This window comes from Chromohalobacter sp. 48-RD10 (assembly GCF_029889785.1).
Lineage (GTDB): Bacteria > Pseudomonadota > Gammaproteobacteria > Pseudomonadales > Halomonadaceae > Chromohalobacter.
The window spans coordinates 197,576-216,357 of sequence record NZ_JARANX010000003.1 but is presented as its reverse complement, the minus strand read 5'-3'; the positions used below and the strand labels follow the sequence as shown (position 1 = coordinate 216,357).

Sequence of the window (18,782 nt, the reverse complement as noted above, 5' to 3'; positions counted from 1 at the left end):
TCTCGGCTCGAATCGCCGGACGGGGAAGCCATTTCGCGGCTGTGGGGCGCTCCCGGCTGGTACGACGGTCCGGGGTTCAATTCCCCGGTCGTGGTTCACCAGCACGGAAGCAGTATTCAGTTTACAAGGCATGCGTTCGCTCGCAAGCATCAAGCGGCTCTCGCTTCCTCAGCAACTGATAATGCAATGAAACGGGAAAACGCAACGGATACCAGGTTTAGATACTTGGCCCTCGCAGGCCTCAGCCTTGAGCGTGCAGGCTGGTAGAAAATGGCTTAACCAGAGGACAACTGCATGCCGAGGCGATACATCGAGACCGAGAGGCGCTATAACCTCAAGACTGGCTGTGCCCGCTTCTCCATACCGCCCCCGCGCCCGGTCATAGTCACTCCTGACCCCTGGAGTGTTCGAATCGTCCGACGATGGCGCTGCCGTTGGCTGCTATTTCACCGCTGGTGTATTAAGAGGACGTTCTGAAAGCAAAAAAAAGCCCTGCCGAAGCGGGGCTTATGGTTCGTGAGGCAAGGTTTAACCTTGATATTCGCAAAGTCTTCGACTGGCCCCCATTTTTGACGAGTGTTGCAGGAGCCCTTTTACTTCCGATCCGGAACAGCCAAACCTCTCCCATGCCTCCTGACATGCTGTATCTGGATGATCCATTACGTAGAACAGACCATCTTGATAGCCGTCGCCGTCACGAATAGGAAGGGAACGACCCGAATTAACCTTGTTTTCTGTATCAACGCGCATTTGTAGAGCGCTGCACGAGCCGGAAGCCTGTAGCGCGAAACCAAACTGCTTAGGCGTCGGCCCGCTGCCTGCTATTGCTACGCCATACCCTGCCAACGCCACTGCAAGCGCCAATAACCAGCTTCTCATCATCAATATAACGCCTCACTTGGTTGCGGTGGCTTGCAGGATCAGCTCGCTGCTTACGCTGAAAGAGATGCGGAAGTATTTCCTTTCATCGGCACCTACCTCAGCAGAAACCTCCTTGACCCCTCCAGAGCAGATTCCTCCAGGCAGCGTTGCCCCAATGATGTGCTCGCCAGGCTCCACATAGAACCGGGCAGTCTCTTCTGCCGAGAAAGTGCCCGCTTTGGTGCCATCGATGAGGATATCGACACTACACATTGAGCCTCTGATTCCCGAATCCCGCGTGACAGTCACTACTCCTTTGTCACCTGTCTGCTGCTGAAAAGCATAGAGCCTGTCGTCCGGAATCGATGATGCGTCCCTCGGCGACATGGCCGATGTCGCGCACCCTGAAAGCAAAATGGAAGCTGCCATCGCTACCGCTGGAAACGAACCCCTCTTACCCATGCTGACCCCTGCCTTATGATTTTCGGCCAGCATAGCGAATAGGCTGTCATGCTGAAAGTCACCGCTTATTCTCAGCCCATTCCAACTACAGCCTCTTGGCCTCTGGCTGCGCAGCAGCTCGACCGGGGCGCGGGTGCCTTTGTATTTCTAGCCAGGGCCAGTCTTGCTATCCTGAGCCTGCCGGGCTTGGTGAACCACTCCCGGGGAATTGAACCTCTATGAGTCGTACCAAGCTTGAGCTGTAAGGCCTCGGCTGGCTCCTCCACCGGCAATTGGAGCCTTAAGGATTGGGGTCATTCGGGGCCTTCCTTCGTCTGAAACCTGCGAGATTGCTCCCAGACGTCTGCCCAGGCACCGTCTAGAGGGGACGATACATCACCCTCCACCTCAAGTATCGAATCCAGGATCTCCCGTTTTTGATCAGGCGTGAAGGCGTTGAATCCGTAGTGTCCGAGAACTTCGTGGGCCAGGGAGGTTCGTGCGTCTCGCGCGTCACGAAGGCTGGAATCGGCAGGTATTGGCTGTCTTCTTCAGGCCTATGCGACTCAGGATGCTGCTCATGGCTCTGATGATCCATTGGAACTGCCTTTTCTCTGAGGCGGGGTCATATGCCGAAGCTGTGCAGTGTTCAATCCTAGCGGAGCATTCCCACACGGGCGAAATGCAAAATACAACGCAAAATGCAAAAACCCCGCGTAGCATGGCTGTGAGCACCCCCAACCTCTCGGTGGACGGATTGGAAGGGGTAAACGCATGGCGCGTGGCCACAATTGACCGGATAGATTAGGGCAGCACGGCCTCAAAAGGGGCATATTTGGGGGCATAAGCAATAAACCCAAACACGCTTAAACTTTATTATCAGTATCATATACAAATTTTTTGATGGACCCCGCCTCCACCAAACACCGTTAAAAATCAAGCACCTACGGGTGCTTTTTTTCTTGTTTATAGGCCTGAAACGGCCTGTTTTTGCCTTGCCGGGGTCTCGTGTGACAGCGAGGCGCTTGTCGTTTTTGATAACCACTCACCCGTTTACCATTCCTACCACTGAAATGGAAAGGCGAATGCAGTTCCTGAGTGCAACAGATCAATGTAGCGAACCCGATGCGCCATTCATTTTGGCCAGAATCAGGTAGCCGGTGCTGAGCTCGACCAGAGTGCCAACGGCGGAGGCGTTGTTCATGCCCTTGATCAGACCGCCCTCCCAATGGCCCGGCATCACCACGCCATTATGAGCGTTCAGCATCTCCTTGCCACTCACCACGGCGCCGATGGTGGTGCCATGGAGACCGATCTCGCTAACCCAACACCTGCCAACCAATCAATGGTGATACGTCTTCCAAGTCGCTGCCTTGTACCAATCTGTACCTTTTCGGTACCATTTCCTGCCATCTCATGGTGACCTGCACCATGAAACGCCTCAGGGAACGTTCATGCAGACCAATTTCGCGAAGCATCAGGCGACTCGACGCGTTACTTGCCTGTCCGCGGCGGTCAACGCCCTGCTGGGAGTGGCCAAGATCCTGGTCGGTTGGATCGTCGGCTCCGCTGCCTTAGTCGCCGACGGCATCCACTCTTTCTCTGACTTGGTGACCGACGGCTTTGTGCTTGCCGCATCTCACTATGGCCATCAGGGACCTGATCACGATCACCACTACGGCCACGGTCGTATCGAGACCTTGGCCACACTGTTCTTGGGCAGCATGCTGATCTTCGTCGCCGGTGGTATCGCTTGGTCGAGCCTCGAGCGCCTCATCTTTTCCGCCGAGATCCCGCCGCCCGGCTATTGGGCAATTCTGTTGACCGCTCTGGCGCTGCTATCCAAGGAGTGGCTCTTCCACCTGACTCGCCGGGTGGCACGGCGCATCGTCTCGAAGATGCTCGAGGCCAACGCCTGGCACCACCGCAGTGACGTACTCTCTACCAGCGTGGTGATAGTCGCCTTGGTTGGCAGCCAGTTCGGCGCTACCTGGATCGATACCGTTGCAGCAGTGATCGTCGGCCTGATGGTCGGCAAGGTGGGCTGGGATCTTCTGTGGGAGTCAGGCCGTGAGTTGGTGGATACCGCTCTGCCGGTGGCCACCCAGGAGAAGATGCGCCAGGTGGCGATAAGCGTGGCCGGCGTCGAAGGCATCCACGAGTTGCGTACCCGCCAGTCTGCCGGTCACACCATGCTCGACCTGCACGTGGTGGTGTCGCCGCGGATCAGCGTTTCCGAAGGCCACGAGATCGGCAACGAGGTGAGCCGCCGCCTGCGTAACGCTTTTCCCGCTCTCACCGACCTCACCTTCCATATCGATCCCGAGGACGACGCTGGTGAAGACGAGCCTAGCCGCTTCCCAGGTCTGCCACTGCGCCCCGAAGTCGAGACTGCCCTAACGGCGTGTTGGCGGCAGCTGGACGTCTGGGCGGCGATTCGCGAGATGGAACTGCACTACCTGGAGGGGGCTGTCACGGTGGTGGTCTGTCTGGATGAACAGTCGCCCTTTGATAGCAACGCCGTGGCCCGACGCCTGGAGGGCTGTGCCCAGAACATTGACTGGCTTTCCCACGTCGAAGTGCGGCGCCTGGCAGATACACGATACGCCTGATGACAGGTGAAAAACGCTTCAATATCTCCATTTCTGTCACTGTTAGGCAGATAATCTACTGAGCGCGGCTTATCTTGGTTCCTGCATGGCATCCAGCTGCCCTTTCATGCTGGCCGTCTGCTCGGCGGCTTCCACACGCTGCTGTGCCTGCTCCCGCGTCTGTTGTAGTTCTTGCCGGTGTACCGCCTGATCATCCTGACAGGCTTGCTGTACGTCGTCCGCTACCTTTTTCGTTGTCAGGCCCGAATGATATTGGCCATAAGCGGAGCGTTACGACTCTGGCGGCCACTTCTGGACCATGCTCTTATGTTCCTCGACTCACTGCTTGGCGTTTTCGTAGGGGTCAGAATTTTCTGCCTGGTTCATCAGCATGACTTCAAGCATGCCGAGAAGAGGTATGCGATGCAACTCGAAACGCCGCCGTGCATGAGACAACATCAACTGACCATGCATTGCTAAATCATTAAGCAGCAAAGATTCGTACAAGTATGGTACAAAAAAATACGAAGCCGTTATCATCATGCCAGCGATGGATTATATGCCTTCGTGACGCCTAGCCGTCAAAACGCTGCATGCATCGCTCGACGCTCGGCAATGAGCCACCTAGTGTTAGTATTGCCAGGCAAACTCATCATAAACGATGTGGCTGCATGCCACTCAGTTCATTCCATACAAGGAGGTTACCGCGTGCCGACTCTACGCCTCGATACGTGGCTCAGCCGCTGGTTGTTGCTGTGTCTGCTTTTCGTGATGGCGCCGGCCCTGGCTCAACAGGACACAACGCCCGCGAACGGCGACACCCCTGCCTATTCGAGCCTGGCCGACATGCTCGAAAACGAGCAGACACGCCAGACGATCATCGACCAACTACGCACCCAGGCGGCTCAGGAAGACGCTCTGGGCGTCGCAGGCGCATCCTCTCCCGCAGAAATCGCCGAGGAGGCGCCCAGCGGTCAGACGGCCGAAGAGGTTTCCTTTCCTCGCCGCCTAGCCGATGCCACCAGCCATATAGCAGGCGATCTCGGCGCTCAGTTCAAGGGCCTGGCCGCGGCCGTGGGTGGCTTGTTCAGCAGTAGCAACGCGAGCGCCAGCGGGCCGGGCTTCGATACCGGCGCGTTCCTGATTGCCACGCTCAACTTCGCGCTGGTGGTCATCGGGGCGTTCGTTGCGTTGTTCGTCCTGCGACGTATCGCGTCGCCGCTATTCCGCAAGCTTAGCCAATGGTCATCGCAGCGTACCGAGAAAAGCGCCTTGCTGCGCACTCTTGTCGCAGTCGTGCTAGCCGCTATCGTAGATGTAGCCGTCGTCATACTGGCCTATGTCGTCGGCAATCTAGTAGCGACCTTCGCTATCGGCGAGGCGGGCAGCATGGAGACGCGTTTCTCGCTGTTGCTGAACGCCTTCTTGATGATCGAGCTGTTCAAGGCCGCGCTGCGCATGCTGTTCTCATCGCATTATGATGGCCTGCGCTTGATGCCTATCGCCTCGCCACAGGCTTCGTACTGCAATCGATTCCTCGCACGCCTGGCCGGCTTCATCGGTTATGGCATGCTGGTGGTCGTGCCCATCATCAATTACAACCTGTCACCGGCACTCGGCCAGGGACTCGGCACGCTGATCATGCTGCTGGCGCTGATCTACGCCGCCACGGTGATCCTCAAACACCGCATACCGCTACGCGATGTCCTGATGCAACGCGCCGATAATGCCGACATGAGCGCCACGCGCTTCGTGCTGCGTCTGTTGGGACGCACCTGGCACCTCCTGGCCTTGGCCTACGCACTGGTGGTGTTCGCCGTCACCGTGCTGCATCCGCAGACGGCACTGCCTTTTGTATTACTGGCCACCCTCAAGACCGTTATCATCATCGGCATCGGCATGCTGGTATCGGGCGTCTTCACTCAGTTGATCGGCCGCCGCATTCGCCTTTCCGGGGATATCCAGCGTCGCCTGCCCCTGTTGGAAACACGAATCAACGCTTATGTACCGACTGCCCTCAAGGTAATCCGTGCAATTATCTTGATCGTCGTGGCAATGTGCGTGCTCAGCGCCTGGCAGGTCTTCGACATGGCCGCCTGGTATGCCTCCGAGGCCGGAGCACATGCCGTTGGCACCACGCTGAATGTGATCATCATCCTGCTGGTGGCCATCGCCGCCTGGATCGGCCTCGCTAGCCTGATCGAGCACCGCTTGAATGCAGATGCCGGTGCCGGTGAGCCTTCGGCCCGCGCCAAGACACTGCTTTCCCTGTTCCGCAACGCCCTGGCGATCGCCTTGATCATCATGACGGCGATGATCATATTGGCGGAAATCGGCATCAATATCGGCCCGCTGATCGCCGGTGCCGGGGTTCTCGGCCTAGCCATCGGCTTCGGTTCGCAAAAGCTGGTACAGGATGTCATCACCGGGGTCTTCATCCAGTTGGAAAACGCCATGAACACCGGCGATGTCGTCACCGTAGGCGGCACCACCGGGACGGCGGAACGTGTCAGCATTCGCTCGGTGGGTATTCGCGATCTCTCGGGCACCTACCACATCGTGCCGTTCTCCTCGGTGGACACCGTCTCCAACTACATGCGCGAATTCGGTAACCACGTCGGCGAATACGGTATCGCCTATCGCGAGAACATCGACGATGCCATCGAGCAGTTGCAGACCGCCTTCGAGGCTCTCAAGGAAAGCGAGCACGGCTACAAGCTGCTTGAGCCGCTCAGCGTGGCAGGTGTGATCGCGCTGGCCGACAGTTCTGTCAACATCCGCGTGATCATCAAGACCACGCCGGGCGATCAGTGGGCCGTGGGCCGTGCCTACAACCGCTTGGTCAAGATGTACTTCGACGCTGCCGGCATCGAGATTCCGTTCCCGCACACCACGCTTTACTTCGGGCAGGAAAAGGACGGCAACGCACCGCCCGCCAACCTGCGCATCATGCAGCAGGCCTTCAATATCGACGGCAGCCCTGCCGGTCAGCCTAAGGCCCGAGACATTACAGCTGAGGCAGCGCAGACGTCCGAAGCGACCTCCCAACGGCATTCTCAGCCGGACCGTGACAATGATCCCGATCCGGATGAGAGTAGCTGACCTTTCCTCAACCTCGACGCAAAAGGGCCGCCCCATCCGGGGCGGCCCTTTTTTGTCTCAGACCTAGCACCCAAACCACGCTACCTCACTGCATCGTCACCAACATGATCGCGCAGAGTACCGCCGTCATCCACATGGCGGGTTTGATCTCAGCCAGACGCCCCGTACAAAGCTTGATCGCCACGAAGCTCAAGAACGCGAAGGCGATGCCAAGCGTGATCGAGTACGTCAGTGGCATGACGATAATCGCCAAAAACGCCGGGAACGCCTGATCCATCTTCTGCCACTCGATGCGTCCCACCGGTGCTAGCATGAAAACGCCGACCATGACCAATGCCGGCGCGGTGGCAATCGCCGGCACCAGCGACAACAACGGCGATAGGAATAGAAACGGGAGAAACAACAGTCCACAGACGACCCCGACGATTCCCGTGCGCCCGCCCTGGGCGACGCCCACTCCCGACTCGACGAACGTCTGGGCGGCACTGGTCCCCAACGGTGCGGCAATCATCGAGGCAAAGGCATCCACGGTCATCGAGCGTTTGAGGTTACGCGGTTGTCCGTCTTCGTCCTTGAGATCGGCGGCTTCCGAGAGCGCCAGAAAGCATGACAGCGCATCGAAAAAGTTGGTGAACAGCATCACGAAGATGAACGGCCAGTAAGCGACCTTGAGCGCGCCCCACAGGTCTACCTGCCACATGACACTGAAATCCGGCCATGCCGCCAGACCATTCCATACCACGATCGCATCCGCGCCCCACAGGCGCCCCATAGGTATCGCCACCAGCGTGGTGATAATGATCCCTAGTACCAGCGCGCCGTTGACACGCAGCGTGACTAGCGTTGCGGTCAGAAGCATGCCGGCGATAAAGGTGATCAACGCCGGCGTCAATTCGCCCAGAGATACTAGCGTCGCGCTATTGTCGACGACGAAACCGGCATTCTTGAAGCCAATGAAGGTAATGAACAGTCCAATGCCGCAGGTGATGCCGTAGCGCAGCGAATCGGGAATCGCTTCGACGATCACCTTGCGCACATTGAAAAATGCCAGCAGCGCAAACAGCACGCCCGACCAGAACACACAGCCCAGCGCGACTTGCCAAGGCAGGCCTGCCCCCTGCACCAAGGTATAGGCGAATAGCGCGTTCATACCCATGCCGGGCGCGACGAGTATGGGGTTACGCGCGTACAACCCCATCGCCAGACTGCTGAGGAAGCTGATCAAGACAGTCGCCGAGAGCCCCGCCGAGAAAGGGATACCCGCATCGCTCAAGACCGAGGGATTGACCACGATGATGTACATCGCCGCCAAGAAGGTCGCCAAACCAGCCAACAGCTCGGTGCGCAGGGTCGAGCCATAGCGGCGGATGCCGAAATAACGCTCCAGGGCGCCGTCCTGTTGCGTCGTCGATGACGTGGTAGCACGTCGGTGAGGAGTCTGCGCCATGATGTCGTTCCTGTGTGTGTCATTGTTGTCATGAAGGAAGTCCTAACGTTATCCATATCTTGACCGATTGGACAAGGACGTAGAAACACTAACGGCCCACAGACCACCCCGATAAGACGCCTGCAGGCCGCGACTCGCCCCTCATGACGGACGATAAAAAAGGGCGCCCGCAGGCGCCCAGGAGAGCAAAAACGTTGGCTAGCGCGTTCGTTCGCTAGGCTGCGGTAACGCCGGCAACGAGCGATCGAGCAGCTCCACGCTCTGGCGATAGAAGAGCTGGCTCTTCTGATGTTCGCCCAAGTTGGCATAAAGCCGCGCCAGCTCGGCGCATACCACCCCGCTAGGGCGCTGACGCTGACTGGCCTCAAAATACTCCTGCGCTTTGCCCCAATAAGCGTTGCGCAACGATAAACGCCCCAGGCTCAGCAGTAAATCGGGATCGTTGGGACGCTCCTGAAGCCATTTCTCGGCATATGCCAACTGGCGACCGGCATCCACGTTGAGCAAGCCATAACGCAGCACCAAGCGCGTGTCCCAGTGCTCCTTGAGGGAATGACGCAGCAAGCGCTCGGCCATCGCTTCTTCGCCATCCTTGACCAGCGCCTCGGTATACAGGACCACCAACTCGACATCGCTGCGCAGATAGTCGGGCATGTCGGCCCACAGATTACGCACGCGGTTGGCATCGGCATTGGGCTGGCGCTGGACCGCCTGCAGGATCAACTCGTAATAGGCACGCTGCTCCAGTTCACGGCGTTCTTCATCGGTGATCAGCTGCTGCTTATCAAGCTTGGGCAGCAAATGACGCAACCCTTCCCAGTCGTTGACACTGAGATAGGCCTGACGCAGCAGCTTGAGCACCTGCGGATGACTGGGCAGCTGCTTTTCGAGGCGCGTCAGCGTCGCCAACGCCTCCTCGAACTGCTGGCGGTCGAGCATCAGCTGCGCTTGCACCATGCCCACCGCGTTATCGGCGCCCTCGGTACTATGATGAGCCCGCTTGAGTAGCGTATCGGCATGCTCGAAACGCCCCTGATAATGCGCCGCCAGTGCCGCGGAAAGATAATTGACCAGCGGTGTACTGGAATCGTCCGCCGCCTTGACCAGATCCTTCTCGGCACGCTTCCAGCGGCCTTCGGCGAGCGCCACCAGGCCTCTCACGGTACGCTTCATGGCATTACGATTACGCGTGCGGCTATTCCAGACTTTTAGCCGGCTCACCGGACGCCGCAGTCGGTGGAGGACGCGCAGCAGGAAATGCAGGGCCAGAAATACCGCCAGCAAGATCACCAGACCCAGCCAGAACGAGGTCTGGATAGAGGTATCACCCACGCGTACCAGCCAGTAACCGGGCATCGACTGCATCAACTGGCCGAATAGCGCGCCGACGGCCAGCCCCACGACGATGAGCAGAATCAGCTTTCTCATGCACTGTCTCCTTCATCGCCGCTCTGACGTTGATCGCCACCACCGCCACCGTTGCCATTCTGGAAACGCTTCTCGATGAAGTCCTTGAGCGTCTGCTGCGACTCGCTGATATCCGGCAATTCGGGGCGGATGGTCTTGTCACGCAACGACTCGAGACGCTCGAGGGAGTTGTTCACCGCATCGCGTTGCGTGTCGTAGTAGCGCTCGATCAGCGTGATCGCCTTGTCGAGGCTGGCCTGGTAGAGCTTGGGCTCGGTCTTGAGCAAAGCCAATTGAGCCTGCTCAAGCAAGAGCCGCACATTCTGACGCAGGTAGGACTCCTGCTCGGGCGTTACCAAGGCCTCCAGCGCCTCATCGTGGCGGCGTATGACGACGAGATCCTTGAGCTCGCCGCCCAGGCGGGAGAGCTGCTGTTGCCAACCGCCCTCGAGCGAGGAATCGTTGCCGTTCTGCGCGGACATCTCTTCCACGTCCTGCTTGAGCGGCAGATCCGCCAATTGTTCCTGCTGTGCCATCAATGCCAGGTAAAGCCCGGTGCGATCCACCGTGGGCACCGAATCCAGTGCCGCCAGTTCGGACTGAATCGCCCGGCGTACCGGAATCAACGCGGGATTGTCGGCATCGGTCAAACGCTCATCGGCGGCCTTGAGCAATGCCTTGGCGCCCTTGACGTCACGCTCGAGCTGCAAGCGCTGATTGGCCAGGCGCAGCAGATACTCGGCCTCGGCGTGCAGCCATTCACGCGGGTCGGCCTCCTGCTCGTCGGCCAGCTCGGAGAGGACCTTGTCGAGATTTTTGTCGATGTCTTGACGATAGTCCTGAAAATCGCCCTTAAGCGATTCGAACGCTTGTTGCCGCTGGTCGAGACGCTCACGCAGCGTGTCGATGGTCTGCGCGTTCTCGTCGCCAGCGCTGGCCAGTTCGGCCTGCTGCGCCTGCAAACGCTTCCAGCCATATCCCAGCCCCAGCGCCAAGACGATGGCCACGATCACGGCGATGATCAGCGCCGCGATCGCCAGGCCACGCCCGTTGCCACCGCCGCCTTGCGACGCTTGCGCGGGGGGAGGCGAGGTGCCGTTACCGCCGGCTTTACCTGACGTCGTCGTCTTATCGTGCGAGGCGGCACCCGCCGATGCTCCACCAGCCGACGATGCACGCGTGCCGCCGGCCCGGGTCTTGCCCGTGTTCTTGGCCGGAGTGTCCGTCGTTTTTTGCTGGGACTTGGTACCCTGCTGAGACTTGGCGCCACGCTTGGCGGTGGACGCCGAAGCGCTGGCTCCGGACGTCGTCTCGCTTGCCTGGCGCGACGCAGTGTCCGACTTTTCCTCTGCCTTTGGCGTCGCGTCGGAGGAAGTCCAGGACGCCGCGGCGTCGGTCGTCGATGCCTTGGACGACGCGGCGTCGGCCGCCTTGTCCGAGGCACCGCGCGTCTCGTCGGCTACCTCGCCGTCAGCGTCGGTATCGGCCTTGTGAGTCTCGGAGGAGGTCGGCGACTGAGGCGTCTCGTCGGCAGACGTCGACGCATCGATAGGCGTGTTCTTGTCATCCTGATCCTGTCGTTTGCTCATGTGTCGCTAGCCCTTTTCAAACTCATCGTGATCAACGTCGGCGCGTCATGTGTCGCCTACTTCCTGTACGGCGGTCACCAAGGCCTCGGGTGTCGCACCCTGCGCCACGTGCAGCGAAGCGAAACCCATCGTGTCTGCCAGTGTAGCCAAACGCTGACTGGAAACGATTAGCGGTTTGTTCAACGCCGCCTGTCCGCACCAGATAACCAGATGCTCGAGCAATTCGCCACTGGTCACGGTCATGGCCGTGAAATCGCCCATGGCGAGCCAGCCAGCAGCAGTCGCGTCCGGCGCGGTATAAACGCGCCGATAGAGTGCCAGCTTAGTGGCGCGTGCGCCACGCGCCTCAAGCGTCTCGGAGAGCGCCTGGCGCCCCCCCACTCCGCCGACGAGCAGCGCTCGCTGGCCGTCGAGTCGTGCCAGCGAGCGCATCGCCAACAGCGCCTCGCTGGTCGTGCCCAGGCCGGGATCGGGCAAACTCGCCTTGACACCCAGGCCACGGTAAAGCATCGCCGCCGTCGCCATACCCAGCGCATAGAAACGCGGCCCCTGCGGCAATTGCGGCCAATAGCGATCAAGCCACTCGACCAGACACTCGGCCGCGAAAGGGCTGGTCACGACCACCACGTCGTACTGATCGACATCCAGCAAGGGAGTGCGTTTGACCTCATCAACGTCGAGCGGCTGCAAGTGCATCAACGCAGGATGGGCGGGCAAAAATCCCGCCTCCGACAAGGCCTTGGCCAGCCGTTCGCCACCCTCACCAGGGCGCGTCACCAGAATACGTGACGCAGCGCTCATTCACCTTGGCCGTAAATATCCGCGAGAATCTCACCGGCCCCCTGCTCGAGAAGCGACTCGGCGATACGCACACCCAGCGCTTCAGGCTCGTCGGCCGAGCCACGCCCCTCGGCGCGCAACACATGCGAACCGTCCGGATCCCCGACCAACGCCCGCAGCCATAACGTGCGGTCGCCATCCTCGAGCACGGCATAGCCACCAATGGGTACCTGACAGCCGCCATCCAGGCGCGTGTTCATGGCACGTTCGGCGCGCACGCGAGTCGCCGTCTGCGAATGATCGAGGGGCGCCAGGACCTCGAGCAGCGCTTCATCGTCATAGCGACACTCGATGCCCAACGCGCCCTGGCCGCAAGCCGGCAAGCTGACTTCCGGCGGCAGCTCCTGCGTGATGCGGTGGCCAAGCTCGAGGCGCTCGAGCCCCGAGGTGGCCAGAATGATGGCCTCGAACTCACCGCTGTCCAGCTTACCCAGACGCGTCTGCACGTTGCCACGCAGGTTGAGCACTTCCAGATCGGGGCGCGCCTCCTTGACCTGCAGGCCTCGGCGAAGGCTCGATGTCCCTACGCGCACGCCCCCGGGCAAGGCATCCAGGGTAGCGTAATCGTTGGAGACGAAGGCATCCGTGGGAGCGCCGCTCTCCAGAATCACCGATAGCCCCAGCCCTTCGGGGAAGTGCATCGGCACATCCTTCATCGAGTGCACGGCGATATCGGCGCGTCCGTCCAGCAGCGCCTCCTCCAATTCCTTGACGAATAGCCCCTTGCCGCCGACCTTGGACAGCGGCGAATCGAGGATCTTGTCGCCGCGCGTCGTCAGGGTGACCAGTTCCACCTCGAGTCCGGGATGTAACGCCATCAGACGAGCCTTGACGTGCTCGGCTTGCCATAACGCAAGGCGGCTCTGTCGGGTGGCGATGCGCAGTGTCTGCATGGCGGGCATTGGACTCTCCTCAATAGGCGCACACCGATTTGGCGGCGAGTATGACTAACATCATAAAGCAGTCCCCGGTCGAGGAAAAATCCCGCCCCCAGCGTTCTCGAGCCCTGTCCCGCCTCGCCAGCAGCGCCGACTCTGGTACACTCAGGGTATCATCATCTCGACCAAGCAGGACGCCACGCCCGATGAGCAATACGACTAACCAATCCTGGGGCGGACGCTTCAGCGAACCCACCGACGCCTTCGTCGCACGCTTCACGGCGTCGGTGGACTTCGACCGGCGCCTCTATCATCATGACATTCGCGGCTCCATCGCCCATGCCACCATGCTCGAACGCGTCGGCGTGCTCACCTGTGATGAGCGCGAGGCCATCGTGCAAGGCCTCGGCGAAGTGGAGCGGGAAATCGACGCCGAGCAGTTTCCCTGGTCGGTGGAACTCGAAGACGTCCACATGAACATCGAGGCCAGGCTGACCGAGAAAATCGGTATCACCGGCAAGAAGCTGCATACCGGTCGCTCGCGCAACGATCAGATCGCCACCGACATCCGGCTTTATCTGCGTGACGAGATCGATATCGTCGCGGCCGAGATCGCCCGCCTGCGCGAGGGGCTAATCGAGCTGGCCACGCGCGAGGCCGACACCGTCATGCCCGGCTTCACGCACCTGCAGACCGCCCAGCCGGTGACCTTCGGCCACCACCTGCTGGCCTGGCAGGAAATGCTCACCCGCGACCACGAACGCCTGCTGGACTGCCGGAAGCGCGTCAACGTGATGCCGCTGGGGGCCGCCGCGCTGGCCGGCACCACCTACCCCATCGACCGTCACGTCACCGCCGATTTGCTGGGCTTCGAGCGCCCCGCCGAGAATAGCCTCGACGCGGTCAGCGATCGCGACTTCGCCATCGAGTTCGGCGCCTTCGCCAGCACCCTGCTGATGCACCTATCACGCATGAGCGAGGAACTGGTGCTGTGGACCAGCGCCCAGTTCGACTTCATCGACCTGCCCGACCGCTTCTGCACCGGTTCGTCGATCATGCCACAGAAGAAGAACCCTGATGTCCCCGAGCTGGTACGCGGCAAGACCGGGCGCGTCTACGGCCATCTGATGGGGCTTTTAACGCTGATGAAGTCGCAGCCGCTGGCTTACAACAAGGACAACCAGGAAGACAAGGAGCCGCTTTTCGACACCGTCGACACCGTGCAGGGCTGTCTCAAGGCGTTCGCCGACATGGTGCCGGCCATCGAGGCCAAGGCAGGCAATATGTTCGAAGCCGCGCGCAAGGGCTTCTCCACCGCCACCGATCTGGCGGACTACCTGGTGCGTGCCGGCGTGGCCTTCCGCGATGCCCATGAAATCGTCGGCCAAGCCGTGGCGCTGGGCCTGCGCGAGCAGAAGGACCTTTCGGAGATGTCTCTCGACGAATTGCGCCAGTTCTCTGACGCCATTCAGGGCGACGTCTTCGAAGTGCTGACGCTGGAAGGCTCGGTGGCGGCACGCAACCACATCGGCGGCACCGCACCGGATCAGGTCCGCGCGGCTGCCCAACGTGCTCGCGATGCGCTCGCCACGCTGCAACAGGAGGCATGATGCGCTTACTTCCCATGACAGCCGCTCTCGGCATCGCCCTGCTCACGCTCGCCGGTTGCGGCCAAAAGGGCCCGCTCTACATGCCCGATGACGAACAGGCCAGCGAGCAGTACGATCCGGCGGACGCTTATGAAGACGACGCCGACCAGAGCCAAGATGACACTGACCAGAGCCAAGACGACGCCGCGCGCGACGCTTCTTCTCAATCCGACAGCGACGCAGACTGACGATGGATCATTTCAACTACCGCGACGGCCAACTCCATGCTGAAGACGTCCCTCTGGCCGATATCGCCGAGCGTTTCGGCACGCCCTATTACGTGTATTCACGGGCAACCTTCACGCGCCACTTCAAGGCCTACAGTGACGCGCTGGGCGAACATCCGCACCTGATCTGCTACGCGGTGAAGGCCAATGCCAACCTTGCCGTGCTCGATTTGTTGGCGCGCCTCGGCGCGGGGTTCGACATCGTTTCCCAAGGCGAACTCGAACGCGTGCTGGCCGCCGGCGGCGACCCCGCCAAAGTGGTGTTTTCCGGTGTCGCCAAGCAGGCCGACGAAATGGCTCGCGCACTGGAAGTCGGCATCAAGTGCTTCAACGTGGAATCGCTGCCGGAACTCGAACGCCTGGACCAGGTGGCGGGCGAATGCGGCCAGGTGGCACGGGTCTCATTGCGCGTCAATCCCGACGTCGACGCCCGGACGCATCCCTACATTTCCACCGGCCTCAAGGCCAACAAGTTCGGTATCGCCGTCGACGATGCCTTCGTGGTCTATCAGCGCGCCGCCGAACTGCCGAATCTCGAGGTCGTCGGCCTGGATTGTCACATCGGTTCGCAGCTCACCGAACTGGCGCCCTTCCTAGACGCTCTGGACCGCCTGCTGGTGCTACTCGACCGCCTGCATGAGGCAGGCATTACCGTTGAGCATCTCGACTTGGGTGGCGGGCTTGGCGTGCCTTATCAGGACGAGCAGCCGCCCGCCCCCTACGATTACGCCCGGGCCCTGCTCGAGCGCCTCGACGGCCGCGATTTGACGCTGCTTTTCGAGCCGGGCCGCTCGATCGCCGCCAACGCTGGCGTGCTCGTGACCCGCGTCGAATACCTGAAGCCCGGCGAGACTCAACATTTCGCCATCGTCGACGCCGGCATGAACGACCTTATTCGCCCCGCGCTGTATGAAGCATGGCAACGCATCGTCCCCGTCGATACCCGGACACCCCGCGAGACGGCACTCTACGACGTGGTCGGCCCAGTCTGTGAAACCGGCGACTTCCTCGGCAAGGCGCGCGAACTGGCCATCGCGCCAGGCGACCTGCTCGCAGTGCGCTCGGCCGGGGCCTACGGCTTCGTGATGGCCTCCAACTACAATAGCCGGCCGCGTCCCGCCGAGATCATGGTCGACGGCGATAGTACGCAAGTCGTGCGCGAACGCGAGACGCTCGCTGCCTTGTGGGCCGGCGAGCACTGCCTGGCGGAGACCTCCTGATGCTGCTGCATTTCACCAAGATGCACGGGCTCGGCAACGACTTCATGGTGGTCGACCTGGTCACCCAGCGCGCGCGGCTCGACACCGAGCGCATCCAGCAACTGGCTGATCGGCATCTCGGTATCGGTTTCGATCAGTTGCTGCTGGTCGAACCACCGCGCGACCCGGAGATGGATTTCCGCTACCGCATCTTCAATGCCGACGGCCACGAGGTGGAGAATTGCGGTAACGGCGCCCGCTGTTTCGCGCGTTTCGTGCGCGAAGCGCGCCTGACCCACAAGCGCGAGATTCGCGTCGAAACCCAGGCCGGGCCCCTGACCCTGCGCGTCGAGGAAGACGAGCGAGTTCGCGTGAACATGGGCGTGCCGCGTTTCGCTCCCGAAGCCGTGCCCTTCGACGCTCCGACCGAGGCGCCCACGCATACCTTGGAAGTCGACGACGCACGTTGGGAGATCGGCGTGGTCTCGATGGGCAACCCCCATGCCGTCCTGGTGGTCGACGATGTCGATACCGCGCCGGTGGCACACCTGGGGCCGCTCATCGAACGCCATGTGCGCTTCCCCCGGCGCGTCAATGTGGGCTTCCTGCAGGTCGTCTCGCGTCACGAGGCGCGCCTGCGGGTCTTCGAACGTGGCAGCGGCGAAACGCTGGCCTGCGGCACCGGCGCTTGCGCGGCGGTGGCCAACGGCATCCGGCGTGGGTTGTTCGAGAGTCCCGTCGATGTTCATCTACCCGGTGGCACACTCACCTTGGAGTGGCCCGCCGAGGACGCCCCTATGGTAATGATCGGCCCCGCCATCAGCGTCTTCGAGGGGCGTATCGCGCTGCCTTAGCAGCATTGCCGAGTGCCCGGAGAACCTTCAAACAACGACACGGCACGCAAGACGGAAACACAGGAGAACATACGCATGTCCCAAGCCCAGGCGCCCGAGCCGCGCACGACGCTCGACCCCGAGCGTGTCGCACATTGGCTGGCCCGTCATCCCGACTTCTTCGTCGGCCGAGAGGGACTGCTCCAACAGCTAAAGGTGCCGCATCCCCAGACTCAAGGCGCGATTTCGCTGCTCGAACGTCTCGTGCACGACCTGCGCGAGCGCGCCGAGACCGCCGAATGGCGCCTCGAGCATCTGTTGGAGACGGCGCGCTACAACGAGGCGCAGTACCAGCGCACACGCTCGCTGATCCTGGCGCTGCTCGAGGCGGAAAACGTCGACGCGCTAGGCGAGGCCTTATCAACCCAACTCAGTGAGCGATTTCGCACCCAAGCGGTCGCGTTGTGGCTAGACTCGCCCCACGATGGCAGCGCCGTACAGCCTCCCCAGTTGCGTCTCGATGATGCCGCGCGCGCGACACTAGAGGAGCTACTCGATGGCCACAACAGCCGCTGCACCCAGCTTTCGCGAGACGCGTGGCGTAAGCTCCTCCCGCATTCCGAGCCACCCGAGAGCAGCGGTTCATGCGCCGTGACGCGCCTGACCATGGGCAAACCGCTCGGCTATCTGCTGCTTGCCAGCCAGGAGAGCGAGCACTTTCGTGCCACGCTCGATACCCTGTTCACCGATTACCTCGGCGAAATCGTCGGGCGCTTGCTGAGCCGACTGGATACCGCGCATGCACGCCGCGATTGAAGATTTCCTGCGCGCCCTGGCGGGGCATTCCAGCCCCGCGACGCTGGATGCCTATCGGCGCGACTTGGCCGCGCTGGCGCATTTTCTCGAGGCGCATGACATCGACGACTGGTCCACGCTGGATGCCGCCTTGGTGCGTCGTTTCCTGGGCGCCGAGCGCACCCGAGGTCTGGCCCCGCGCAGCCTCGCCCGGCGCCGCGCCGCGCTATCGCGTTTCGCCGATCATCTGGTACGCAGCGGCGTACTTGCCCACAACCCCGTGGCCTTGACCCAGACCCCGCGTCAGCCTCAGCACCTGCCGCGTCCGGTGGATGTCGATCAGTTATCGCGCTTTCTGGATACCCCGCACGACGACACCCCGCTCGCGGTGCGCGATCAGGCCATGCTGGAATTGTTCTATTCCTGCGGGCTGCGCCTGGCGGAGTTGACGGCGCTGGACGTCACGGACCTAGAGACTCGGCGTGTGCGGGTCGTAGGCAAGGGCAGCAAACCGCGCCAGATGCCCCTCGGCAGTGGTGCCCAGGCGGCGCTGGCGGCATGGTTCAAGGTCCGTGGCCAACTGGCCGACGCAGAAGAACGCGCGCTGTTCGTCGGTCAACGCGGCGCACGACTCGGGCATCGCGCGGTACAGAAGCGCCTCGTGCATCTTGCCCGCGAGCGCGGCCTGCCCGAACATCTGCACCCGCATCGCCTGCGTCACTCCTTCGCCAGCCACCTGCTCGAATCGAGCCAGGATCTGCGCGCCGTGCAGGATTTGCTGGGGCATGCCAACCTGTCCACCACGCAGATCTATACACGCCTCGACTGGCAGCATCTCACCGACGCCTACGATCAGGCACACCCGCGCGCCCGGCGTCACGACACATCCGGTGAGGACTGAGACTCACGGTTCTGACTCACGG

At 61.3% G+C, this 18,782-nt stretch carries 14 protein-coding genes and 2 pseudogenes; 8 read left to right on the top strand and 8 right to left on the bottom strand.

The features are described from left to right. Positions 1 to 528: 528 nt before the first annotated feature. The 3 genes and pseudogenes from OP496_RS05940 to OP496_RS05930 form a co-directional block, all read right to left on the bottom strand. Complete coding sequence (locus OP496_RS05940) at positions 529 to 882, bottom strand: hypothetical protein (protein WP_280562587.1); 354 nt, start codon at positions 880 to 882, stop codon at positions 529 to 531. A gap of 12 nt (positions 883 to 894) precedes the next feature. Then, the gene (locus OP496_RS05935; protein ID WP_280562586.1) at positions 895 to 1,356 is read right to left on the bottom strand and encodes a hypothetical protein; all 462 of its coding nucleotides are present in this window, start codon (positions 1,354 to 1,356) and stop codon (positions 895 to 897) included. A gap of 1,069 nt (positions 1,357 to 2,425) precedes the next feature. Further along, positions 2,426 to 2,545 (bottom strand): annotated as a pseudogene (locus OP496_RS05930) (IS30 family transposase); the annotation flags it as partial. A 211-nt stretch (positions 2,546 to 2,756) separates the two neighbouring features. Here OP496_RS05930 and OP496_RS05925 point away from each other — a divergent pair. Both OP496_RS05925 and ybiO read left to right on the top strand, forming a co-directional pair. Then, entirely contained in the window at positions 2,757 to 3,914 is a 1,158-nt protein-coding gene (locus OP496_RS05925) for a cation diffusion facilitator family transporter (protein ID WP_280562585.1), read from the top strand. A 687-nt stretch (positions 3,915 to 4,601) separates the two neighbouring features. Next, positions 4,602 to 6,995: a mechanosensitive channel protein gene (ybiO, locus tag OP496_RS05920; protein WP_280562584.1), complete on the top strand. Its 2,394-nt coding sequence runs from the start codon at positions 4,602 to 4,604 to the stop codon at positions 6,993 to 6,995. A gap of 85 nt (positions 6,996 to 7,080) precedes the next feature. Here ybiO and OP496_RS05915 read toward each other — a convergent pair whose 3' ends face one another. From OP496_RS05915 to hemC, 5 genes are all read right to left on the bottom strand, one after another. Further along, the gene (locus OP496_RS05915) at positions 7,081 to 8,442 is read right to left on the bottom strand and encodes an NCS2 family permease (RefSeq protein WP_280562583.1); all 1,362 of its coding nucleotides are present in this window, start codon (positions 8,440 to 8,442) and stop codon (positions 7,081 to 7,083) included. A 198-nt stretch (positions 8,443 to 8,640) separates the two neighbouring features. Beyond that, the gene (locus OP496_RS05910; RefSeq protein WP_280562582.1) at positions 8,641 to 9,870 is read right to left on the bottom strand and encodes a heme biosynthesis HemY N-terminal domain-containing protein; all 1,230 of its coding nucleotides are present in this window, start codon (positions 9,868 to 9,870) and stop codon (positions 8,641 to 8,643) included. Further along, entirely contained in the window at positions 9,867 to 11,438 is a 1,572-nt protein-coding gene (locus tag OP496_RS05905) for a uroporphyrinogen-III C-methyltransferase (RefSeq protein ID WP_280562581.1), read from the bottom strand. The genes OP496_RS05910 and OP496_RS05905 overlap by 4 nt, the downstream gene beginning before the upstream one ends. A gap of 45 nt (positions 11,439 to 11,483) precedes the next feature. Further along, on the bottom strand, positions 11,484 to 12,239 hold the full coding sequence (locus OP496_RS05900; RefSeq protein ID WP_280562580.1) for a uroporphyrinogen-III synthase: 756 nt from the start codon (positions 12,237 to 12,239) through the stop codon (positions 11,484 to 11,486). Further along, positions 12,236 to 13,180, bottom strand: coding sequence for a hydroxymethylbilane synthase (gene hemC / locus OP496_RS05895; protein WP_280562579.1), 945 nt, complete (start codon positions 13,178 to 13,180; stop codon positions 12,236 to 12,238). Before hemC ends, OP496_RS05900 begins: the two co-directional genes overlap by 4 nt. 182 nt (positions 13,181 to 13,362) lie before the next feature. On the opposite strand from hemC, the gene argH reads away from it, so the two are divergent. The 6 genes and pseudogenes from argH (at position 13,363) to OP496_RS05865 (ending at position 18,760) form a co-directional block, all read left to right on the top strand. After that, complete coding sequence (gene argH, locus OP496_RS05890; protein WP_280562578.1) at positions 13,363 to 14,766, top strand: argininosuccinate lyase; 1,404 nt, start codon at positions 13,363 to 13,365, stop codon at positions 14,764 to 14,766. 14 nt (positions 14,767 to 14,780) lie between these two features. Next, positions 14,781 to 14,876, top strand: a pseudogene (locus OP496_RS05885) (lipoprotein); the annotation flags it as partial. A 119-nt stretch (positions 14,877 to 14,995) separates the two neighbouring features. Next, complete coding sequence (lysA, locus tag OP496_RS05880) at positions 14,996 to 16,252, top strand: diaminopimelate decarboxylase (RefSeq protein WP_280562577.1); 1,257 nt, start codon at positions 14,996 to 14,998, stop codon at positions 16,250 to 16,252. Beyond that, the gene (gene dapF, locus OP496_RS05875) at positions 16,252 to 17,085 is read left to right on the top strand and encodes a diaminopimelate epimerase (RefSeq protein ID WP_280562576.1); all 834 of its coding nucleotides are present in this window, start codon (positions 16,252 to 16,254) and stop codon (positions 17,083 to 17,085) included. The genes lysA and dapF overlap by 1 nt, the downstream gene beginning before the upstream one ends. A 75-nt stretch (positions 17,086 to 17,160) precedes the next feature. Beyond that, complete coding sequence (locus OP496_RS05870) at positions 17,161 to 17,880, top strand: DUF484 family protein (RefSeq protein ID WP_280562575.1); 720 nt, start codon at positions 17,161 to 17,163, stop codon at positions 17,878 to 17,880. After that, positions 17,864 to 18,760 carry a tyrosine recombinase XerC gene (locus tag OP496_RS05865; protein WP_280562574.1) on the top strand — a complete coding sequence of 299 codons (897 nt, stop codon included), beginning with the start codon at positions 17,864 to 17,866 and terminating at the stop codon, positions 18,758 to 18,760. Before OP496_RS05870 ends, OP496_RS05865 begins: the two co-directional genes overlap by 17 nt. Positions 18,761 to 18,782 lie beyond the last annotated feature (22 nt).

Bases quoted from the DNA above. Each gene is read 5' to 3' on its own strand.
- OP496_RS05940 (WP_280562587.1), bottom strand. From the start codon at position 882: ATGATGAGAAGCTGGTTATTGGCGCTTGCAGTGGCGTTGGCAGGGTAT.
- OP496_RS05935 (WP_280562586.1), bottom strand. From the start codon at position 1,356: ATGCTGGCCGAAAATCATAAGGCAGGGGTCAGCATGGGTAAGAGGGGT.
- OP496_RS05925 (WP_280562585.1), top strand. From the start codon at position 2,757: ATGCAGACCAATTTCGCGAAGCATCAGGCGACTCGACGCGTTACTTGC.
- OP496_RS05915 (WP_280562583.1), bottom strand. From the start codon at position 8,442: ATGGCGCAGACTCCTCACCGACGTGCTACCACGTCATCGACGACGCAA.
- OP496_RS05910 (WP_280562582.1), bottom strand. From the start codon at position 9,870: ATGAGAAAGCTGATTCTGCTCATCGTCGTGGGGCTGGCCGTCGGCGCG.
- OP496_RS05905 (WP_280562581.1), bottom strand. From the start codon at position 11,438: ATGAGCAAACGACAGGATCAGGATGACAAGAACACGCCTATCGATGCG.
- OP496_RS05900 (WP_280562580.1), bottom strand. From the start codon at position 12,239: ATGAGCGCTGCGTCACGTATTCTGGTGACGCGCCCTGGTGAGGGTGGC.
- hemC (WP_280562579.1), bottom strand. From the start codon at position 13,180: ATGCCCGCCATGCAGACACTGCGCATCGCCACCCGACAGAGCCGCCTT.
- argH (WP_280562578.1), top strand. From the start codon at position 13,363: ATGAGCAATACGACTAACCAATCCTGGGGCGGACGCTTCAGCGAACCC.
- lysA (WP_280562577.1), top strand. From the start codon at position 14,996: ATGGATCATTTCAACTACCGCGACGGCCAACTCCATGCTGAAGACGTC.
- dapF (WP_280562576.1), top strand. From the start codon at position 16,252: ATGCTGCTGCATTTCACCAAGATGCACGGGCTCGGCAACGACTTCATG.
- OP496_RS05870 (WP_280562575.1), top strand. From the start codon at position 17,161: ATGTCCCAAGCCCAGGCGCCCGAGCCGCGCACGACGCTCGACCCCGAG.
- OP496_RS05865 (WP_280562574.1), top strand. From the start codon at position 17,864: ATGCACGCCGCGATTGAAGATTTCCTGCGCGCCCTGGCGGGGCATTCC.